The 20,401-nt window shown below is 68.6% G+C and carries 16 protein-coding genes and 1 tRNA gene; 8 read left to right on the top strand and 9 right to left on the bottom strand.

Annotated features, from left to right (window positions below; translation table 11 throughout):
* Nucleotide 1 precedes the first annotated feature (1 nt).
* Together A3CE_RS53440 and A3CE_RS0110725 are read left to right on the top strand one after the other, a co-directional pair.
* Nucleotides 2–2,767 carry a WD40 domain-containing protein gene (locus A3CE_RS53440; protein ID WP_051183762.1) on the top strand — a complete coding sequence of 922 codons (2,766 nt, stop codon included), beginning with the start codon at nt 2–4 and terminating at the stop codon, nt 2,765–2,767.
* A 135-nt stretch (nt 2,768–2,902) separates the two neighbouring features.
* A complete protein-coding gene (locus tag A3CE_RS0110725; protein WP_125591983.1) occupies nt 2,903–3,454 on the top strand; it encodes a hypothetical protein in 552 nt (183 codons plus the stop codon).
* An 87-nt stretch (nt 3,455–3,541) separates the two neighbouring features.
* Here A3CE_RS0110725 and A3CE_RS0110730 read toward each other — a convergent pair whose 3' ends face one another.
* A complete protein-coding gene (locus A3CE_RS0110730; RefSeq protein ID WP_020640083.1) occupies nt 3,542–4,420 on the bottom strand; it encodes a hypothetical protein in 879 nt (292 codons plus the stop codon).
* 320 nt (nt 4,421–4,740) lie between these two features.
* Here A3CE_RS0110730 and A3CE_RS57965 point away from each other — a divergent pair, with 320 nt between their 5' ends.
* Entirely contained in the window at nt 4,741–5,433 is a 693-nt protein-coding gene (locus A3CE_RS57965) for a hypothetical protein (RefSeq protein WP_211231844.1), read from the top strand.
* 982 nt (nt 5,434–6,415) lie between these two features.
* Entirely contained in the window at nt 6,416–8,332 is a 1,917-nt protein-coding gene (locus tag A3CE_RS58515) for a restriction endonuclease (protein ID WP_245589485.1), read from the top strand.
* A 3,276-nt stretch (nt 8,333–11,608) separates the two neighbouring features.
* Here A3CE_RS58515 and cas6e read toward each other — a convergent pair.
* Both cas6e and A3CE_RS55035 read right to left on the bottom strand, forming a co-directional pair.
* A complete protein-coding gene (gene cas6e, locus A3CE_RS0110750; protein WP_020640087.1) occupies nt 11,609–12,259 on the bottom strand; it encodes a type I-E CRISPR-associated protein Cas6/Cse3/CasE in 651 nt (216 codons plus the stop codon).
* Entirely contained in the window at nt 12,250–12,387 is a 138-nt protein-coding gene (locus tag A3CE_RS55035) for a hypothetical protein (protein WP_020640088.1), read from the bottom strand. Before A3CE_RS55035 ends, cas6e begins: the two co-directional genes overlap by 10 nt.
* Nucleotides 12,388–13,899: 1,512 nt before the next feature.
* Between A3CE_RS55035 and A3CE_RS55040 the strand changes: the two genes are divergently transcribed.
* Complete coding sequence (locus tag A3CE_RS55040) at nt 13,900–14,481, top strand: recombinase family protein (protein ID WP_084641488.1); 582 nt, start codon at nt 13,900–13,902, stop codon at nt 14,479–14,481.
* A 54-nt stretch (nt 14,482–14,535) separates the two neighbouring features.
* On the opposite strand, the gene A3CE_RS0110760 is transcribed toward A3CE_RS55040, so the two are convergent.
* Nucleotides 14,536–14,619: transfer RNA gene (locus A3CE_RS0110760), tRNA-Leu, on the bottom strand.
* Nucleotides 14,620–15,188: 569 nt separating this feature from the next.
* Here A3CE_RS0110760 and A3CE_RS0110765 point away from each other — a divergent pair.
* Nucleotides 15,189–15,761 carry a cellulose-binding domain-containing protein gene (locus A3CE_RS0110765; RefSeq protein WP_245589487.1) on the top strand — a complete coding sequence of 191 codons (573 nt, stop codon included), beginning with the start codon at nt 15,189–15,191 and terminating at the stop codon, nt 15,759–15,761.
* Nucleotides 15,762–15,779: 18 nt separating this feature from the next.
* On the opposite strand, the gene A3CE_RS0110770 is transcribed toward A3CE_RS0110765, so the two are convergent.
* Both A3CE_RS0110770 and A3CE_RS0110775 read right to left on the bottom strand, forming a co-directional pair.
* Entirely contained in the window at nt 15,780–15,959 is a 180-nt protein-coding gene (locus tag A3CE_RS0110770) for a hypothetical protein (protein WP_020640090.1), read from the bottom strand.
* 41 nt (nt 15,960–16,000) lie between these two features.
* Nucleotides 16,001–16,588: a DUF3156 family protein gene (locus A3CE_RS0110775; protein ID WP_020640091.1), complete on the bottom strand. Its 588-nt coding sequence runs from the start codon at nt 16,586–16,588 to the stop codon at nt 16,001–16,003.
* 107 nt (nt 16,589–16,695) lie between these two features.
* Between A3CE_RS0110775 and A3CE_RS0110780 the strand changes: the two genes are divergently transcribed.
* On the top strand, nt 16,696–17,130 hold the full coding sequence (locus A3CE_RS0110780; protein WP_020640092.1) for an Hsp20/alpha crystallin family protein: 435 nt from the start codon (nt 16,696–16,698) through the stop codon (nt 17,128–17,130).
* 60 nt (nt 17,131–17,190) lie between these two features.
* Nucleotides 17,191–17,817, top strand: coding sequence for an ANTAR domain-containing protein (locus A3CE_RS0110785; protein WP_245589488.1), 627 nt, complete (start codon nt 17,191–17,193; stop codon nt 17,815–17,817).
* Between the two features lies 1 nt (nt 17,818).
* Here the strand turns inward: A3CE_RS0110785 and A3CE_RS0110790 are convergent, their stop codons facing one another.
* The 3 genes from A3CE_RS0110790 to A3CE_RS0110800 form a co-directional block, all read right to left on the bottom strand.
* Nucleotides 17,819–18,265, bottom strand: a complete 447-nt coding sequence (locus A3CE_RS0110790; protein ID WP_245589489.1) for a nitroreductase family deazaflavin-dependent oxidoreductase — start codon at nt 18,263–18,265, stop codon at nt 17,819–17,821.
* Between the two features lie 97 nt (nt 18,266–18,362).
* The gene (locus A3CE_RS0110795; protein ID WP_020640095.1) at nt 18,363–19,559 is read right to left on the bottom strand and encodes an MFS transporter; all 1,197 of its coding nucleotides are present in this window, start codon (nt 19,557–19,559) and stop codon (nt 18,363–18,365) included.
* The gene (locus A3CE_RS0110800; RefSeq protein WP_020640096.1) at nt 19,556–20,332 is read right to left on the bottom strand and encodes a DeoR/GlpR family DNA-binding transcription regulator; all 777 of its coding nucleotides are present in this window, start codon (nt 20,330–20,332) and stop codon (nt 19,556–19,558) included. Before A3CE_RS0110800 ends, A3CE_RS0110795 begins: the two co-directional genes overlap by 4 nt.
* Nucleotides 20,333–20,401: the final 69 nt, after the last annotated feature.

The following is a 20,401-nucleotide window of genomic DNA, read 5'->3' on the forward strand; positions in this document are numbered from 1 at the left end:
GATGAAAAGGCGCACCGGGTCGGGCTTCGACGCCTTCATGTCCTACAGCCATGCGCGCGACCGCGACCTGGCTCCGCTCCTGCAACGCGAGGTCGAGCGGTTCGCGACGCCCTGGTACCGGCTGCGGTCGAGCCGGATATTCCGGGACAACGCCAACCTCGCCGCCAGCAGTGCCTTGTGGGAGTCGATCGAAGAAGGGCTGTCCGCCTCGAAGTGGTTCATCCTGCTCGCCTCTCCGCTCGCCGCAGCCTCGCCGTGGGTCGACAAGGAAGTCGGCTGGTGGCTGGCGAACCGTTCGCCGCGCCGGCTCGTCATCGGCTTGACCGACGGGGAGTTCGCCTCCGCCGACGGCGTCTCCGCCGATGTCCTTCCGCCCGCACTGCGCGCCATCCCGTTCACCGAGCCGCGCTGGGTGGACCTCCGCCCGTTGCGCGAGGCCGAGGAAATCGGCAGACGGGCACCGCGCTTCGTCGATGCCGTCGCCGATCTCGCGGCGGCTGTTCGCGAAGTGCCGAAGGACGACCTCGTCGGCGCCCACCTCAGGTACCACCGCCGCGCGATGCGCCTGTTCATCGTCGGCGTACTCGGCCTGGTCGTCCTTCTGGCGACCTCGACCGTGGCCGCGGTTGTCGCAGTAGAGCAGCGGAACACGGCGCAAGTGCAGACGATGAACGCCACGTCGCGGCAGCTCGTTGCCCAGGCGGCCCGGATGGAGGACACCCAGCCCGACCTCGCGCGCCAGTTGCTCGCCGAGGCCTACCGGCTCTCGCCGAGCACGCAGGTCGTCGGTGCGCTGCTGAACAGCGCCAAGCTCCCGGTGGTCTTCCCCGCGCCTGGCTTGTCCCGTGGTGTCGTCTTCAGTCCGAAGCGCGACATCCTGGCGATCGCCGGCGATTTCGGTGTCAAGCTCCAGGACCTGAACCTCCCCCGATCAGTCGCCGCCCTGGAGGGCAGCAAGTCGACGTCGGCGGTCGCGTTCAGCCCCGACGACCACCTGCTCGCGACGGGTGGTTCGGACGGCACTGTCCGCCTCTTCGATGTCCAGCGGCCGGAGTCGGCGAAGCTGGTTCTGCGCGCGCCGATCGCGAACGGAGGTGTCGGCGTGCTCGCGTTCGATCCACGAGCGCCAGTGCTCCTCGTGCTCGGGGGCGGTGTCTTGTCCGTCCTGGACATCGCGGACCCCGGTAAGCCTCGCCTCGTCGTGCAGCGACCGGACTTCGGCGGTTCCGACGCGGCGATGGCGCTCAGCCACGACGCACGGCACCTCGCCAGTTCCGGCAAAGACTCAACTGTGAACCTGTGGGACTTCTCCGATCCCGCGAACCCGGTCTTGGCGTCATCCATCAACGGACACTCCAACGGGGTCACGGCGCTGGCCTTCTCACCGGACGACGGCACCCTTGCCAGTGGCAGCCTCGATGACACAGCCAGGTTGTGGAACGTCGCCGATCCCCGCCACGCCGTCCCGTACAGCACGATGGCCGGGCCATCCCTGGGCATTTCCGCGGTCGCCTACGCCCCGGACGGCAAGACGCTCGCCACCGGCGCGGGGGACGGCACGATCAGCCTGTGGAACGTGAGCGATCCGTTCCGGGTCCGGCAGCAAGCGGTTTTGCCCGGCCACACGGACGGCGTGCGAGTGCTGGCTTTCACGAGTGATTCGCGTTATCTTGCGTCAGGCAGCACCGATGGCGCGGCAGGGGACCAAGCCGTCGGCAAGGACAACAGCACCGTGCGGGTGTGGCCGGTCGCGGGCGCGGTGCGTTCCGCCGCGATGGCCCAGCTGCCGGTGGGAACGTTCGGCCCGGCGTTTTCGCCGGACGGCAGAACCCTCGCGGCCGGGTTTCCGACGACGTTGTGGGACCTGCGCGATGGTGCGCGCCCGGCACGGCTTTCCTCCGTGACGACGTTCAACCAGGGTGGTCAGACCTCGGCGTTCAGCCCGGACGGACAGGTGCTGGCGACCGGCGTACCCGCGCTCCTGTGGGACGTGACCGACCGGGGGAAGCCGCGCTCGCTCACCCCCGAAGGGCGCCAAGAGGACGGGGCCAAGACCGCCCTGTTCAGCCCGGACGGGAAGGTGTTGGCGCTTGCCGGCTACGTGACTCCGCTGCAACTGTGGACCGTGTCGGGTGGAAAGCCGAAGTTGGCCGGCGAAATCCGCCGCGACGCAGTCGGGGAGGGAGACGTGGCGTTTTCCCCGGACAGTTCACTCGTCACCGTGGCCGCCCGCGAGGGACTGACGATCTGGAACATCCGGGACCTCGCGCACCCGGAGCGGATGTCCACGATCACCACCTCCGCCGGAATAAAATCGGCGGTGTTCGCCGGCGATTCGAAAACACTGGTCACCGGCGACTCGGCCGGAACCGTCACCGTCTGGCGACTCTCGCCTGGTTCTCCTGCGCAGCTCGTTTCTTCGTCGTCGAGACACGGGGGAACCGTGCGGAGCCTGTCGGTCTACCCGGCCGGTCATCTGCTCGCCTCCGCCGACGACAACGGGAGCGTGCTCGTCTGGGACATCACCGACCCGGCGCACGTCGACGAGGTCGCGGACCTCGCCACCGGCGGTCACCGGGGTGGCCAGGACATAGCGTTCAGCCCCGACGGCCGGGTTCTCGCCGCCGTGGGTGAATCGATCACCACGCTGTGGAACACCGACGCCGCGGGAATCCTCGGCCGCAACTGCGCAGTCTCCCGGCCGATTTCCGAGAACGACTGGAACCACTACTTGCCGGACCTCCCGTTCGACCCACCATGCGAGTGAAAGGCAACTCAAGTGAAACTTCGTTCCCGGGCACGACTCGTCGCCCTGGCCACACTGATCACCGTCACCTCGTGCAGTTCGCCGGCCGCTCCCAAAATCCCGAACCGGCCACCGAACGTGGAACCGCCGACATCGGTGCCAGGACCGACCGCGACGGCCCCGGAGGCGCTCGGACCGGCGCCGGACGACCTCCGCAAGGTCGACTGGGCGAACGCCACCCTGCCCGCGCAGTTCTGTTCTATCCAGGAGCCGGTGCACCTCCAGAACGGCGAAAGCGAAGCAATGTCGGCCCAGTGGGGCCGGGTTCACGTTGCACTGAGCAGTGTCCACCGGGTGATGGCCTACGGCGACCTGGACGGCGACGGCCGGCCGGAAGCGGCGGTCGGACTCGAGTGCGACAACAACGGTGGGACCGCGAGCGGCCAGCTGGCTTTCGGCTACGCCGTGATCGGAACGGCGAATGGATCCCTTCGCGCCTTGGGTTCGATCGGGACCCGGAAGAATCCGGAGGACGCGGGCCACGCAACCCTCACCGGTGGGGCGTCGATCGCCCGCGGCACGGTCGTCGTCGAGGAGCTTTGGTACCGCCATGCCGACAGTACCTGCTGTCCCAGCGGTACCGCACGCACCACGTGGAGATGGCAGGACGGAGAACTTGTTCCCGGCTCAACCGTCGTGACGAGCTGATCCCGGTGTCTGTGTAGGTGCCGACGAGTTCCGATCCGTGGTGTGTTCACACCGGCAAATTTCCCCGCCAACGTCCGGAGACGCGCACTAGCTGAAGAAGACACCGACGACAAACCCGATGACGATGACCAGGCCGATCAGTCCCATGACGGCCAGGGAGGCCACGCTGCCGGCGGACACCGAAGGCCGCGTCCACGACACGCCGTGGTGGTCGAAGACCGGGCGGAGCGCGAACACCGCCATCCTCCGGTAGACGTTGACCAGTCCCCGGCGCACGAGAGGGCCGGACAGCGGAAGGAGCTCCGGTTGCCACGTCGGGGAGAACCGGATGAACCCGCCGCGCCGCGGACGCCGCTCGGGCATGGTGAAGCCGAACTTTGCCATCGCCTGAACGGTTTCGCGGTACCGACGGCTGGACAGGCCGCGCACCTCGATGAGCAGCCGGTCGGCGGGAACGATCTCGCGTGCCCTGGCGAGCTCCCACAGCACGCCGGGGTTCGCGGCCGGGCGGACGACCACCAGTCTGGCGGTCAGCAGCATCTCCTGGACGACCTGCTTCCAGGCCTCGTCGCCCGAGTAGACAGTTTTCCCGCCGGGACGCGGCAGACCCTCTCCCGGCCGCCCGATCACGTGCAGGCGGCCGAACGGAAGCAGCGCCGTCGCCATACATTCCACATCGGTGCTCATGGTCGCGAGCCCCGCCCAGAACATGCTGCGGAACGTACTCCCGAGCGCGGTCGGATCAGTGCTGAACGCTCGCAGGTAGAGGACGAAGTCCCCGCCGCTGTGAGGCTGCCGGGAGAGGTGGAGGGCGGCGTGCTGCCCGCCGCGGAAGTACAGGTACCCGCCGAGGAAGATGACCGGGAGCGGGAGGAAGTCGAGGACGGACAGCGGTTCCGGGCTGAATCGAAGAACGAGCGAGCCGACGACACCGGCCACCAGCAGGAAGACACCGACGCCGCGCATGATTCCTCCTTCTTGAGTTCAGCAGTATGTCGTAGCCGGGAGAGGAGGCGTTACGCGCCATGGCTTTGTGTGGCTCTTGAGTGTGCTGCTGCTTCTGGTTGTTGACACTCTGGGATGGTGGTTGGGTCTCGTGTAGAAGCCTCTCTTTTAGGGTCTGGCCGACCACGTCGCCGTCGGACGGCAGCGGCGCGGCGCATCCCATCAGGTCGGCCTGCCGCGACCAGTCTTCGCCCGCGGGTCCAGCGGCGAGGCGCGATGCCTGCCGACCGAACGGATCACCTTCGCTGACGGGCGGAGGCGGTCGCAACTATCGTGGCCTCATGGCTTCCGTGTGCGACGAAACTGTTCTTTTGGCAGCATCGCTGCGCCGGTACCTGGAGCCGGTGCGGTTGAGCGGGCTGAGCGCACCGCAGGCGACCAGATTGTTGACCGACCGAACGGCGTGCTGGGCTGGAGAGAAGGGCTGGACTGTCGCGCGTGAGGTTCAGGGGCGGATCGCGCGGCCATCGGGGAACGGCATCAAGCGTGCTCGGCTGGGTGTGGTCTGTACGCGGCCGGCGGAGTTGCCCGCTGTGGCGATCGAGATCGACCAGTTCGGGAAAGCATGGTCTCTGCGGAAGCTGCTGGCCGAGGTCGACGCCGGGTGCGTGGCGTTGTGGGTGCGTTGGCGTGGACGCACGGAAGTCGAGATACCCGAGACGGTCGGCTTGGTCGACATTCACGACACCGCGGACTTCCGGCCGACCGAGCGAACGTCCCGACATCGTCCCGTTCCCGGCCTGTCGACCGAGCCGCGCCATCAGGACGGGATGACAGAGCCGCCGTCCAGCGCACTACGCCGGCAAGATCATCCTCTGCTGCCGTCTCCGGCAGAGATCGAAGACGCTCGCACTTCCGCAGGTGGCTTCACCCGCGCGCAACTTGCCGTCTGGGGCGTGGCGTGGCCGCCCCCGAAGGGGTGGAAGAAAGAACTGAACGCCCGTTGGCGCGCAGCCCAGACGAAACAGCCATGAGGAACCTGGCCGCCTGCCATTCACAACGAGGAATAGTGCACGAGCAGCGCCGCAGTCCCCGGCGCGGGCAGCTGATCCCCGTGTCGTCCCCGCGCACGCGGGGCTGGTCCGCGACGTCGGGCGGGAACGTGACGAGGTCGTCGTCCCCGCGCCCGCGGGGCTCGTCCCCTCAACGGTGTGGTGTCGTGGCGGATCATCGGGTCGTCCCCGCGCACGCGGGGCTGGTCCCGGGCCGTTGAAGTACGTAGGGCTCGACGGGTCGTCGTCCCCAGGCACGCGGGGCTGCTGGTCCCAGAGCGTTGAACTCGTCCGAGCCGGGCAGGATGTCGTCCCCGCGCACGCGGGGCTGGTCCTATGTAGCGGGATTGCGCGGAGATCCCATCGGGGTCGTCCCCCGCACACGCGAGGCTGGTCGGGACTTGGAGGGGCCCGAATCAGAAACTCCCGTCGTTCTCGCGCAAGCGGGGTTGGTCCTATCGCCGGGAGCGAGCAGGTCGCGAGCGTGCAGTCGCCCCCGCGCAAGCGAGGCTGGTCCCGGCACGAACCCGGTCCGCTCCTATCCGTTGAGCCTTCCCCACGCACGCTGAACTGATCCGAAGCGGACGACCAGCTCGGCCGGCAAGCCGAGGTCTTTCCCGTGCACGGGACTGGTCCGGCGATCCTGGGCAACACCAAGAGCATCGACCGGTCGCCCCCGTGCATGTGGGGCTGGTCCCGACTGGACGTGGAATCCGTTCGGCGTAGGGCCGTCCGCGCGTACGCTGGACTGGTCCCGCCAGAAGAGGTGCGTCGCATGGTTGTACGCGTCGCCGCCGCACACGGGGCTGGTCCCTGCGTCATCAACACACCAGGACAGGGCGCGTAGTGTCCCCCCGCCCACGCGGGGCCGGTCCGGCGGAGAGCGACAATAGCTCTCCGCCGAGCGCACTATCTGAAACTGCGTTCGCCGCGAGTTGGGGTCAAAAGTGAGGTAGCCGTGCGGATGCGCAAGACTGTCCGGGTGTTACCTGACATGGACCGATGGCGGCAACTCATCAGTGAGTACGGGCAGCTACAGCAGCTAACCGGGCACACACCTCAGACACGTGGTCAGCGCTTCAACAACATGATCGCTGAACTCCTACAATGTTGGGGCATCCAGGCCACGGCCAATGTCCGAGCCGCCGGCGAGATCGACGTCGCGTTCGCCATCGACGGCGTCCGCTTCGTCGTCGAGGCCAAGTGGGAGAAGACCAAGGCGGACACCGGACGTATCGCCAAGCTGCAGAAACGCGTCCGGCAGCGCTTGTCCGGCACCTACGGTGTATTCCTCTCCATGTCGGGCTACAGCCCAGAAGCTCTCGACGATATAGCCGACGGCGACCGGCTCGAAGTGCTCCTCCTGAGCATCGAACACTGGGAAGCCATGCTCGGCGGACTGGTGCCGCCACAGGAGCTGTTCAACCTGGTTCGCGATCGGGCCTCGTTCTACGGTGAGCCGTACACGCCCCTCGCCCAGTTGTTCGCGCCCGCCGAGATACCCGACATCCGCTTCGGGCCGCCGAGCGAGATGACTGACGGCCCCCTGCTTGAAGCTGTCGACGGTTTGGACGCGCAGGTCGTTCTGTCCGGCATCGAATCCGGTCAACTCGGGATCGCCTGTCACGGCCAGAACAGTCTGCTGGTGACGACTGAACACGGAATTCTCGACGTCGACTTCGAGGCGCACAGGGTGACAATGGCTGCACCGGTGCCTGACTGCCAGCGGAACGTGCTAGCCAACGAGGACGGATCGATCGTGTTTCTCCGTCGATCCGGCGTGGGGCTCTTTCGCGATGGCCAGATCACGACAGTCGGTGGCGGTCTCTCTGGGAACAGCTGCCTATGCCGGCATCCAGATGGCAGTCTTTGGATCTTCGACAACGGCGGGCTGCTCGACCACAGCGCCTCCGTAACCAGACTGGACAACAAGCTCGGCCTTCAAAAAAGGCATAAAATAAATTACTCGCCCGCCAATGCATTCACCTCGGCGTGGCTTTCTGCCGATGCGTTACTGACGGTCGGAAACGCAGGTTATCTTGTCTCGTCGCCAGCGACCGATCAGGAGTCACGGCATACCGACGCGCAGTCGAATCCCATGGGATTGATCGCGCTCGATGAGACCTCCTTCCTGACCGTTGGCGACAGCGTTTCCCTTCGCTGGACTGAGATTGAAACATGGACCAGTCGAGAGTTAGCGCGAGTCGCGCTAGCGCCCTCGGTCACTGAGCTTGCGTTGGCAGTCAACGGTGACCTGTACCTAGCCGCCTACCAGGCTACGACTAGCCGTGGCCGCATGTCGTTTGCTGTCATTCGCGCGCGGTTGCCACCCGAGCTGGGCGATATCGGACTACACGCGGATCTCGCGATGGCGACTGTTGCCACACGGCCCATAACTGATACCAGCAAGAAAGAAATGGGCGATCGTCCGACTCCCGGTCCGCTGCCGAAGAACCGTCAGAAGAGTAGCGACCCAGGCGCAGTTTCTGGCCCGACCGCATCAAATTCATCAGGCGATACAGTCCCTTCCGACAGAATGACGCCAGAACAAAGAGGGACCGCACTCCGGACTGGCGACGATGTCGGTACTCCATTTCCGGGTCCGCCGGCGCCGTTGCCGAAGCGGATGAACGCAGTGCTGCGACTGTTCGACGCGCCGGTCTATCAGGACTGGTTGTTCTGGTTCATGCTGGCATGGGCCGCGCTCGACTTCGTGTCAGTACTGACACTCGGTCCGCCGAGCGGCCTGCCCAGATGGCTGACCGCGCTGATCGGCGCCGCATTCTTTACCCTGGTGTGCGGACTTGTCCCAGCGTGGATCCGCCTCAGACTTCGACGTCGGCGCCACGGTCACGGCTGGACGGCCACGAAGCAGAAGTAGGAGGACTCTCAGAAGCTTGACTGGGCGAGCGTGCGACTACCAGCACTCCGTCGGTTGCGGCAGTTGAGAGCAGCACCGAAAGCAACGTGTGCGACGTCGCGGGCAAGCTCCACGGCTGGCCGATCGAGGTCATGGCCGGCGCGTCGGTCGGAGCATGAGTCGAGCTGACGCCGACAACAGCGCCACGCCTATTTCACGAAAGTGTCGTCCCCGCGCACCCGGGGCTGGTCCCGCCCCGGCGTACATGCCGGTGAAGAACATCGGGTCGTTGTCGCGCACGCGGGATTGGTCCCATGATCGTCCGATCGTCGGTCTGCCGTGCAGCGTCGTCCCCGCGCACGCGGGGCTGGTCCCGGCAGCTGCTCGGTCAGGTTCGGCGCGATTCCGTCGTCCCCGAGCAAGCGGATTGATCCGGGGTTCGTGGTGCCGTAATCGACGCCGCTGTCCTCGTTTCCGCGTAGGCGGGGTTGTCTTCGCCGACGCAAGACCATCGGCGGGCTTCGCTTGTCGTCTCCGCGCAAGCGGGTTTGGCCCGAGAATGCCCCGAGTACCATCGGTCCCGGTGTCGTCCCTGCGCAAGCGGGGTTGGTCCGGCCTCCTCGATGACCGGCATACCGTCGGTGTCGTCGTCCTCGCACCGGCGGGGCTGGTTCCTGAGATACCTTCGCCGGGTAGACGTTCTTGGAGTAGTCATCCCCGCGTGCGCGGAATTGGTTCCTGCTTCGCCGTACCCACAGCCCTGCTGAAACCGAAACCCCCGCGTACGCCGAGGATGATCTGGACGTGATCAACTCCAGTGCGTGAGGCATCCTGTACTCCTCACGGACGCGGGGATGATCCAGACATCTACACCGGCGCCGGCGGTACGTTGACGTGCTCCCCGCGGACGCGGGGTCGCTCCGTGCAGGCGGGACAGTTCCGAACACGGCGGTGTCGACGGTTCGGCCGATCTAGTCGTCCCCGCGCGGGCGGGGCTGACCCAGACCCGAAGGTGTTCGTCGTCGGCGGGGCGATGTCGTCCCCGCGCAAGCGGGGCTGATCCTCGACCCGTCGCTGTTGGCACCAGCACCGGCTTGTCGTCGCCGCGCAGGCGGGGCTGTCCCCGCGCACGCGAGGCTGGTCCCTGGCCGTGGCCGGACACCTTCCTCGGGTTCAAGTCTTCCCGGCGCACGCTGGGCTGGTCCTAGCCCCACGTCCGCGTAGTTCGTGGCGTACCCGTCGTCCCCGGGCACACAGGGCTGGTCCTGCGTGGATATTGTGGCCGACGATCCACCTGGCTATCGTCCCGCGGACGCGGGGCTGGTCCCTTCCGCGGCCAAGACTGCGAGCTCTGGCGCCGGATTGTCTCCGCACACGCGGGCTGGTCGCCTGTCCATGGCGGCCGATCGAGGCGTTGCCGTCCTCGAGCACGCGGGGTGGTCCCGAGGTCATCACCGGCCTGGAGCTGGTCCGGCGGTCGTCCCCGCGCACGCCGGGTTGGCCCCTCCTTCAATCAGCAGGGCCGTTCGCGCCGCTCATCGTCCCCGCGCAGGCGGGGCTAGTCCCCATGACTGGCGGATATCTCGACTTCCGGACGTCATTGTCCCCACGCGGAGCAAGTCCCCCGGTAGCATCAACAGCGAAGTTGGGTCGATGATCGTCCCCGCCCTCGTGGGGCTGCTCCTGCCAGCATGAGTCCGTCGCGGGGTAGCAGGCCGTTGTCCCTGCACGCGCAGGGCTGGTCCGAGCCGCAGCATCGCCGCGCAGCTCGGAGCCGAGTTGTCCCCACGCACGCGGGCTGGTTCCACCACCACCCGCTGCTCGCTCTTGCCGATCGTTGCCCCCGCGTACGCAGGGCTGGTCCCGGCAGGTAGCCCAGGCGCGTTTCGTAGCTAGGTTGTCGCCGCGCACGCGGGGCTGGTCTCGACCCGTATCACAGCAACAAGGAACTCCGGATGCCGCCTCCGTGCACGCGAGGCTGCTCCCTGAACGTGGTTGAGAAGGAGCTAAGCCAGGTGGTCGTCTCCGCTCACCGCGGGGCTGGTCCCGCGATCGCTGCCGGAATGGCCGGAGTGCGATAGTCGTCCCCGCGCAGGCGGGGTTAGTCCCGGTGATATCGACGCGCTCACTCCGACGTCCAGGTCCTCTCCGCGCACGCGGGGCAGGTTCTCTGTCAGAACGGCCGCCGTCCACCGTCCAGGTGAGGTAGTCCCGTGCACGTGGGCTGGTCCCAGCTCCATGCGGAAGACAACTCGCCCGCGGTGTCGTACCCCGCGCAGACGGCCCTGGTTCCCGGCGAGCAGGCGCCGGCGTAGCCTTCGTGGGCGGTCGTCCACGCACAAGCGGGGCTGCTCCGCCATCCGTTCGCTGACTGCCCTTCTCGTGGTAGTCGTGCAGGAGGGACGGTACCCGAGACACGACCGCTGCGGCCGCGTCGAGATCGTTGTTCCCGCACGTGGGGCTGATCCCCCTTCAGAAGCGGTCCGAGTTCGATGGCTTGGTTTGTCCCCTGCACGTGGGGCTGGTCCCGGCCCTCCTTGGCCGGCAAGAATGGCAGCAATTGTCCCCGCACGCGGGGCTGGTCCGTTGACGACAGTGTCCGCGTTGTTCGGGATACGCCGGCTAACTGCGGGCCGACTGGACGGACGCGGACAAATCAGAGTCCGGGTCATCCAAAGGCCCGAGGACCACGCCAATCAACAGGCGGACTCCAGCCTGGCCACGAACAATTCCCGAAGCCACGAGGCGACGACGCAACTTCGGCCGCGACGAATCTGATCCGCGGTCATTCCCGGCAGCGCGTAGAGCACAATGACTGGATCCCTGACGGCGGCGATCCGGACAGGCCATCCCTGCGATTACCTGAGCACATGGCGTCGATCACTGCGAACGGACCGTCCTGAGGAGCAATCCCGGACACAGTACCACAATTACGAACGCCGCACACCGGAGTTGCACGAGCGGCTCATTCCCGCGAGCACGGAGAGCACGCCTACCGTACGAATAGACATGAAAATTGGCGCGATTCATTCACACGTATGCGCGAGCTCGCGACGTATCAGGCGCCGAACTACCCTACGGATCATCCTCATCGCCACAGTAAACTCGGCGGCGGCGACAACCTGCACCTCGTCTTACAATCATCCCCGCAGGCGCGAGGAGCACTTCAAAGCTAAGCCACTATCGTTGATCGTCCAAGGACCATCCCCGCGGCGGCAGGGAATTGCAACGACGATGTCAATATCAGCAGCGGCATTACCATAAGCCACAAAGGCAGCTGACCGTTTTAGTTATAGTTTAATCAATTCGCGGCGATGCGAGGCTAATCAGCCCACAGCCGTAGGCTTTGGCGCGTCCGATGCCGTTGCTGAAGGCGTCGGTGAAGGCGGCGGGGTCGGTGACGATGAGGTGTCCGTCGAACCGGACGGGTTCGATGGTGATCTTGCTTGGTTCATTTTTGCGTCCGGTGATGGTGGCGGTGGGGGTAATGGCGATGTCGGGTCCGGCTGCGGTGGCGGGGATGACGAAGCCATGGGTTTGGCCTTGGCGGATCAGCCAGTCGATCTGGTCGGCCGGTTGACGGAGAGGAATGCGCTGGCGGGTCTTGTTGTCGCACTTGGTGGGATTGGCGACGAAGCGGAATGCAAGTTTCCGGCCGGCGGTGATGGCGTCGAGAACCGGCTGTAGGGTGCGAATTTCGGCGGGTGCGGTCAGGTGTCCGTCGGGGAGTTTGCCCCAGTCGGGGCGTGTGTGACTTTGGACATATTGGACGTAGCTGCCACGGTTGCTGTCCAGGCGCCAGAGCACACCGTGGGCTTGCCGTTTCGGGGTGTCGGCGGGGACGTCGGGATAGACCGACATCAGGGTCCGATGCATGTCGTGGACGTTGGCGTAGTCGCGGCGGAAGGTGCGCGAATGCACGTTGATAGTGAGTTTGCTCAGGAACACGTGGTGTCTCCGGCGGGGATCATGTTGTCGGTCAGCGGGACTTCGCCGACAAGGACGGTGCGGGTGGCGAAGCGCCGGGCGCCGTGGGCGAAGGAGCGGGGGACGTCGTGGCGTGGTTCAGCACCCACGGTGCCGGTACTTCCGGGACAACCAGCGAACGTCCGACCAAACTGAACAGAAACACTGTTTCTCCTGGTAGATTCACAGGTTAGCAAGTGTCGCCCCCGCGCACGCGGGGCTGATCCCAGCAGCACGCCGGCGATGCTCAGCAGCCGCAGGTCGTCCCCGCATAAGCGGCGGCTGTTCCTTCGACCAAGTCGGCAGGCCCGTATGGATCGAAGTCGTCCACGCGCACGCGGGGCTGATCGCAGGTCGTCGGCACCTCGTCCAGCTCGCCGCTGTAGTCTTCGCGCGCGGGGCTGGTCCTCACGACATCGACCCGGACACCGGGACGTGGCGGTTGTCCCCACGCACGCGGGGCTGGTCCGTGCATGCCGTCCTTGCGGCCGGTGTAGTCGCCGTCGTCCCCGCGCACGCGGGTCTGGTCCCGTGGCAGTGCCGTCGGGGATCGGTGGCGGGATGTCGTCCCCGGTGCAGGCCGGGCCGGTCCGGCGCTCGGCGGGCTGATCGCCCTGCAGCGCGGGTCGTCCCCGCGCACGCGGGGTTGGTCCCATGGTCAGGTCGGGATGCTTGGTCGAGCGTCCGTCGTCCCCGCGCGCGGGGCTGGTCCATTCGTCAACGGCGGCGGCGCAGCGGGGCAGGCCGTCGTCCCCGTGCAGGCGGGGCTGGTCCCCGCTTGGACAGCTCGACGGGGTTATTGGCGACGTTGTCCCGGCGCACGCGGGGCTGGTCCGCCGGTAATGCCACGGGCCAGCGGCTCTTCCCAATTGTCCCCGCGCACGCGGGGCTGGTCCCGTCGCGCGGGCGTCCGGTTCGGACACCTGGCTGTTGTCCCCCGCGCACGCACGCGGGGTTGGTCCCTTCTCGCGCATCACGCGCCCGCCATGGGCTTGTTGTCCCCGCGTACGCGGGGCTGGCCCGCCCTCGATCGCGCCGAGCCCCTTGGTCTTCGCGATCCCCGCGCACGCGGGGCTGGTCCCATGATGTAGGGGACGCCACGGCGGTAGGTGGCGTGGTCCCCGCGCATGCGGGGCTGGTCCCCTCTTCGCCGCCTGTCAGGGCTGCCACTTGCAGTCAGCCCCGCGTACGCGGGGCTGATCCGTGGAGGCCGGCGCCGCATTCGTCGGTGTCCTCGTCGTCCCCGCGCACGCGGGGCTGCTCCTGCATATCAGGCGTTCACCGTCTCGGCGGCTGTGTCTCCCCGCGAACGCGGGGCTGGTCCCACGCCGCCGAGGAAGCCGGTGATCTTGTTCCAGTTCTCCCCGCGCACGCGGGGTTGGTCCGCGCTCGCAGCCGATGCCGTCCTCGTACGGGCCGTCGTCCCCGCGCACGCGGGGCTGGTCCCACCGACCGACTCAAGGCCGGCGGCATCCGGCAGTCATACCCGCGGGGCTGGTCCTATCAACGTGCGTGAGGTGCAGCCTGGGGTGTGGTCGTCCTCGCGCACGCGGGGCTGGTCCCGTCGAGATCTGGCACGCGCTGCGTGACCCGGTCGTCCCCGCGCACGCAGGGCTGGTCCGCTGGGCGCGGACCGCAACCGCCACCGGACACGCGGGGCCTGGACTTTGCGCACGGTCGCCGTGATCCTGACGAATCCGCGCTACACCGGCCGCCAGACCTGGAACCGCCGCGCCACCGACACCAGCGGCCCAGCCGCAACGCCGGCCCTGTCGGCGAAGCCTGCACATCGTGCGCTCGTCACCGAGCAGGACTTCATCGCCGCTCAGCAGATCCGGGCGGCCCGACCAACCACCGACGGCCACGCTCACCGCTTCGCCCTGGCCGGTTTGATCCACTGCGGTGTTTGCGACCGGCGGCTGGACTCGCACTGGAACCATCGGCGTCCGACCTACCGGTGCCGCCACAGTCACACCAGCACCCAACGCGCGGGCCAAGGGCGAGCGAAGACGCTCTACATCCGCGAGGACCACCTCGTCGAGGAGATCAGCATCCGGCTCGGAGATGAAGGCAACGACGGCCATGCCACACCGGAGCTTGACCGAATACGACACAGACGTGTGGCAGCAGCGCTGCGCGACTCAGGAAAGATCATCGTCTGTGACAGCGTCGGATGGCGACTACAGGAGATCGATTCAAGCTGAGCCACGATAGCCCCAGCGTCAAGATCGCGTTTCGCGATCCGTGGGGTAATACTGTGTCCGAGGGGGGACTTGAACCCCCACGCCCGTTAAGGGCACTAGCACCTCAAGCTAGCGCGTCTGCCATTCCGCCACTCGGACCTGCTGAAGAAAGAGTATACGGCCACCCGACCCCGGCGTTCAGGGGGGTGCGGGTCGACGCCCGCGGACGCTCTGGCAAGATCGGCGAGTTCCCCGCCTCCCGTATCGATTCAGCCTCCCCACCTCGGCGAACGCCGCGGAAGTACGCCCGGAACGCTCTCGCCGGACTCGACGGCAGAGGGCATCACGTCCATGCCGCAGGGGTGCGGTTCCGGGTCAGCGGACGAGGCTGGGATGCCCGGCACTTTTCGTGGTTTACAAGACCGTTCCGGCTTCCTAGGATTCGCCGGGCAAGCCAGCGCGTTCGAGCGCCCGCAGGGACTGGAGGTTCCGGTATGGCGCGCGCCGGCCGGCGGGACGATGATCCGTTCTCCGTTGATGAGCTTCTTCGGGAGACCGGGGCTGTTCCGCGCTCTCTCGATGGGTCCGTTCCGACCCTGCGGGTTCGTGAAGACGACACCGGTGAGGGTTACCGGGAACGGCTCGAGCAGCGCGCGCGTGAGGCCGCCGCCGCTCAGCAGCGGGCCGGGCGGCGGATTCGGTGGGTCACCGCTGTCTGTGGTGCCGTTGTGGTTCTGGGCAGTCTCGTGATCATTGCCGTCACCTCCGACAGCTCGCCGGCGCGGCAAACCGCGCTCGCGGCCGACCCGCTCGCTCCCGCGACCACGACTCCGCGGGCCGTGCCCAGCACCCCTGCCTCCAGTGCCAGTCCGGCGCCGGTACCCACTGTGCTGCGGCAGAGCGCCACCTCCGCCTCGGCGACCTCCTCCGCGCCGTCGACCCCGTCCACGTCGCAAGCCGCGCCCCCGCCCGTCCGGATCGCTTCGTGCACCGTGCACTACGCCGTGACCGATCAGTGGAACAACGGCTTCACCGCGAGCGTCGCCGTCACCAACACCGGCAGCGAGACGCTCTCGCCGTGGACCGCCGGGTGGACCTTCACCGCCGGCCAGCGGGTCACGCACAGCTGGAACGGCGACTACTCGCAGAGCGGCTCCCGGGTCACCATGAACGCCGTCTCCTACAACCTGACCCTCGCTCCCGGCGCGACCGTCGACATCGGATTCAACGGCGCCTTCGACCACGGCAACCCTGCTCCCGGCGGGTTCACCCTCAACGGCGCCCGCTGCGGCATCGTCTGATCGGGCACACAGCGGCGGCTAGGTCGTTTCCTCGGGACGGCGGCGCCCCAGCGTTGCTTCCGGGTGCTCGGTGCGGCGGTCGGAGTCGCGCAGCACCTCGCGTGCCTGGCCTTGCGGGTCCGCGCTGTCGACGGCCTGCTCTTCGGGCAGGAGTTCGGCGCGGGTCTCGGCCCGCTCGGCGATCTCGTCACGTGCCATGTCCGGTGGGTACCCGCGCCGGTGCTGTCTCAGACACCTGCTCAATCCCGTGCGCGGCGGTTCCCGGCGGCGTCGCGGCGGAGCTGGTCGGTGTGGGCCGAGATCTCCCCCAGCTGCTCGGCCAGGGCGCCGGTCAGGTGCGGCTGCGCGGCGGCCAGCGGCGGGAGCAGCCGCGCCGGGTCGTCGTCGCCGAGGGCCGCGCCGATGCGGTCGGCCGCCGGCCCGAGGCCGTCGAGTGCGCTCACCCGGCCCGCGAGCTGGCGCAGGATGGCGGAGTTGCGCCGGGCCCAGTCCGCGACGGCCCGGTCGCCCGCCCGCCGGTCACGCTCCGCGTCGACCCGCGCCTCCCCCGTCCTCTCCCCCGTGTGCGACGGCTGCAGCCGCAGGTAACGCCGTTCCGCGGCCTGGCGGCTCGCGACGCCCAGCGCCGGGGCCAGCGCCACCCAGCTGGCACCGGCCGCCCTCGCCGCGGTGATCAGCTCCGGTTCCCAGCCCGCGAGTTCCTCGCGCAGCAGGCGAAGCCCGGACAACGCGGTCAGCAACTGGTCCGGGTCCGCCGAGCCCGTCCGGGCGGCCGCGACCACCTCCTGGAGCCGGCGCAGCGCGCCGGTGGGATCGATCCCTTCCATCACGTCATCCTTTCGACGACTTGTCTCTTGTCATCGTTTTGACGACATGCTAGAACAGAACCGCGTGTTGACACCAGAGTCGTCAAAGCACCAGGAGGTGGATCCCCATGGTGATGCGCACCGACCCGTTCCGCGACCTCGACCGGTTCGCCCAGCAGGTTTTCGGCGCCCCCGGCACCTGGTCGAAGCCGTCCGCGATGCCCATGGACGCCTACCGCGCCGGCGACGAGTTCGTGGTCTGCTTCGACCTGCCCGGTGTCGATCCCGGCGCGATCGAGCTGGACGTCGAGCGCAACGTCCTCACCGTCAAGGCCGAGCGACGGCCCCTTCCGACCGGTGACGACGTCCGGATGCAGGTCTCCGAACGGCCGCTGGGCGTGTTCTCCCGCCAGTTGTTCCTCGGCGACACCCTGGACACCGAGCACATCACCGCCGGCTACGAGGCCGGCGTGCTGACCCTGCGCATCCCGGTCGCCGAAAAGGCCAAGCCGCGGCGCATCGAAATCGACGGCGCCGGCGACCGCAAGGAGATCAAGGCCTGACCCGCCCGAGGTGGGGCCGCGAGCGCGGCCCCACCTCCACCGTGCCGAGGAGGGTTTGCGTTGACCGCAACAGCCATGATCGCCGACCAGGCCCCGGTGACCGTATTGCTGGCGGAGCTGCTGGAACGGATCGACCCCGACGTCTTCGCCGACGAACGCTGGCCGTCGCTGACGTTGAGCGGCCTGATCGAGTACCACCCTTCCCTCGCCGCGGACTGGTCGCGCGTCCGCGGTGTCGCGGCCGTACCGGCCATCTGGGACGCCGACAGCAGCCTGGTGCTGTCCGTGGCACTCGACCGTCCCGCCACCCAGGAGACGGTGAACGTGTTGCGGCGCCACGAAAGGCTCGCCGCGATGGCACTGGTCGTCGCCGAAGCGGCGCGGCCGGACCGGACCGGCCAGATGCTGGAGTTCCTGCAGTCGCGAGCCGCGCTGGAGGAGGCCAAGGGCATCGTCATCGCCCTGCGCCGCTGCGACCCCGACGAAGCCTGGGCCACGCCGCGGCGGGCGAGCCAGGAGTTCAACGTCAAGGTGCGTGAACTCGCCGTCGCGCTGGTCGAACTGCTCGCCGGGGCCCCGGCGAGCCAGCCGGACGGCGACCGGGCGATCCGCCCGGGCCCGCTCGCGCGTCATGCCGCCCAGCAGGTGCTGCGCGCGCTCGAAGGAGCCCGTCCGGCGCGAAACTGACTCAGGCCCGTTCGACGCGGAAGACCGCGATACGGCCGGCTGCCGCCGCGACCCCGTCCGGTGTCGGCGCTTCCGCGAGGCCGGTCGTGACGAACCGCTTCCCCACGCTCGGCGGGCTCGTCTCCACCAGCTTGCGCAGGACGGGCCGCCGCTCCTCGACCGGCAGCTCGGCCAGCCGTGCGGCGGACGAGCGCCGGCCACGGGTGAGCGTCACTTCGGCCGCGGCCCGCACGTTCGCCACCCAGGCCGCCTTCGGGTAGGCCTGGACGATGTAGCGGTCGCCGTCGAGGGGGATGACCGCGATCGGGAACGTGCGCGGGACGCCGGTGCGCCGCCCGGGCACCGTGAGCAGCTGCATCGGGCCGAAGGCGACACCGAGCCGCTGCAGTCCCACGACGATCTTGTTGCCGGCGTTGACCATCCGGCGGTAGCTCTGTGCTGATGTCATACCCCGACAGTACACCCGATCATATGAAACTCATATGATCGGGTTCTCGTATTCGCTCGCGGCCCGGGCCGGGCGGCAGCGGGGTGAGCACCGCCGGTCAGGAGCAGACGGGCTGTTCCGCCGGCTGCGGCTTCGGGCTCAGCACCCCGGCGAACACCGCGGCCAGCACGCACAGCACCACGGGCACCGCGAAGGTGACGTTCAGCGGCATCCACCGGGTCAGCCCGCCGATGAGCGCCGGACCCGCCAGCAAGCCGACGTAGCCCAGGCCGACGACGCGGGCCATCAACGCGCCCGACGCCCGGGTGTCCAGGTTGCCCGCCGCCGTGAACAGCTGCGGGACGCCGCCCGAGAGGCCGAGGCCGAACAGCGCCCAGCCCACCAGGGAAAGCGGCACCCACGGAGCCGCCGCGGCCGTCGTCAGGCCGGCCGCCGCCAAGGCCGCGCCGTAGCGGACGATCGCCGCCGGGCCCGCCCAGGCCGCGACGCGGTCGGTCAGGAACCGGCCGGTCGTCATCGCGACCGCGAACGCGCCGTACGCCAGGGCCGCGGTCGACGCCGACGTGCCGAGCACCTTTTCCATGTGCAGCGCGGCCCAGTCGTTCGCCACGCCCTCCGAGAGCATCAGCGCGAGGGCCAGCAGGCCGAGCAGCCACACCGTCTTGCCCGGTGGGCGGCGGCGCGCCGGCCGCGGTGTCTCCGGCGAGCCCGCCGGCGCCGGCGCGTCGGACGGCTCCATCAGGAACCGCGCGGAGACCAGGGAAAGCAGCAGGCACAGCGCGCCGGTGCAGGTGAGGGTGACGCCGGTGGGCACGCCCGCGCCGAGCGTCGCCGCGCCGATGACCGCGGCGATCGCGCCGCCGATCGACCACATCGCGTGGAACGCCGCCATGATCGGGCGCGGGTAGGCGCGCTCGACCACGACGGCGTGCGCGTTCATGCCGACGTCGATGGCGCCGTTGCCGAAGCCGAACAGCGCGAGCGCGAGTCCCAGCGTCCACCAGGAGTTCGCGAATCCGGGGCCGCACAGCGAAAGACCGAGGAAGATCCCGGCGGCGGGCACCAGCCGCCGGTGGCCGAGCCGGTCGGCGAGGGGCCCCGCCACCTGCATGCCGGCGAACGCGGCGCCGCCGAGCACCAGCAGCAGTGCGCCCAGCGTGCTGTGCGAGATGCCGGTCGCGCGCTCGACGTTCGGGATGTGCACCACCCACATGCCCATGCCGAACCCGTTGAGGCCGAAGAACATGAAGGTCGCGAACCGGGCGGCGCGCGGGCGGGACAGGGCGGTCGTCATCGGCTCTCCGTAGGGACGGCGACGTGCACGAGCACACCGCGTTCGGCCAGCGCCGCGCGCTGGTCCTCGGGCGCGCCCGGATCGGTGATCACCACGTCCGGGCGGTCGGCGGGGCAGACGTGGGCGAGCGCGGCGCGGCCCCACTTGGCGCTGTCGGCGAGCACGATCACGCGGGCCGCGACGGCCAGGGCCTGCTGCTTGACCTCGGCGTCGCCGAGGTCGAAGGCGGTGAGCCCCGAGCCGACGTCGAACGCGCACGGGCTCAGCACCGCGACGTCGAACCGCAGTGCCCGCAGCGACGCCAGCGTCAGCGGCCCCACCAGGGACTGCTCCCCCGGCCGCGGCTCACCGCCGGGCAGCAGCAGCCGGACACCGGGCGAGTCCGCCAGCTCGCGGGCCGCGTGCAGGGAAAGCGGCATCACCGTGATCGTGCGCCCGCGCAGCAGCCGCGCCAGTTCCAGCGCGGTGGTGCCGCTGTCGAGCACGATCGTCTCGCCGTCGCGGATCAGCTCGGCCGCCGCCACCGCGATGGCCCGCTTCGCCTCGATCGCGGCCGTCGCGCGGGCGGCGAACGGCGGTTCGATCCCCGACGGCGACGCCGGGACGGCCCCGCCGTGCACCCGCCGCAACACACCCCGGGAGGCCAGCTGGTCGAGGTCCCGCCGGACGGTCATCTCCGACGCGCCGGTCGCCTCGGCCAGCTCGGCGACGCCGACCTGGTCGGCGGCACGCAACCGTTCGACGATGACCCGTTGCCGTTCCGCGCTCTTCACGCCGTGATGCTCGCAAGCCGCACGCGTTCGCACAATCAAATTGTTCGTCCGATCACTCAGGTTGTGCGA

Source organism: Amycolatopsis balhimycina FH 1894 (genome assembly GCF_000384295.1).
GTDB classification, from domain to species: Bacteria; Actinomycetota; Actinomycetes; order Mycobacteriales; family Pseudonocardiaceae; genus Amycolatopsis; species Amycolatopsis balhimycina.

Excerpts from the sequence above, each read along its gene's own strand:
- A3CE_RS53440 (WP_051183762.1), top strand. The coding sequence starts at position 2 with ATGAAAAGGCGCACCGGGTCGGGCTTCGACGCCTTCATGTCCTACAGC.
- A3CE_RS0110730 (WP_020640083.1), bottom strand. The coding sequence starts at position 4,420 with ATGCGCGGCGTCGGTGTCTTCCTGCTGGTGGCCGGTGTCGTCGGCTCG.
- A3CE_RS57965 (WP_211231844.1), top strand. The coding sequence starts at position 4,741 with ATGGCTTCCGTGTGCGACGAAACTGTTCTTTTGGCAGCATCGCTGCGC.
- A3CE_RS58515 (WP_245589485.1), top strand. The coding sequence starts at position 6,416 with ATGCGCAAGACTGTCCGGGTGTTACCTGACATGGACCGATGGCGGCAA.
- A3CE_RS0110770 (WP_020640090.1), bottom strand. The coding sequence starts at position 15,959 with ATGGCACGTGACGAGATCGCCGAGCGGGCCGAGACCCGCGCCGAACTC.
- A3CE_RS0110775 (WP_020640091.1), bottom strand. The coding sequence starts at position 16,588 with ATGGAAGGGATCGATCCCACCGGCGCGCTGCGCCGGCTCCAGGAGGTG.
- A3CE_RS0110780 (WP_020640092.1), top strand. The coding sequence starts at position 16,696 with ATGGTGATGCGCACCGACCCGTTCCGCGACCTCGACCGGTTCGCCCAG.
- A3CE_RS0110790 (WP_245589489.1), bottom strand. The coding sequence starts at position 18,265 with ATGACATCAGCACAGAGCTACCGCCGGATGGTCAACGCCGGCAACAAG.
- A3CE_RS0110795 (WP_020640095.1), bottom strand. The coding sequence starts at position 19,559 with ATGACGACCGCCCTGTCCCGCCCGCGCGCCGCCCGGTTCGCGACCTTC.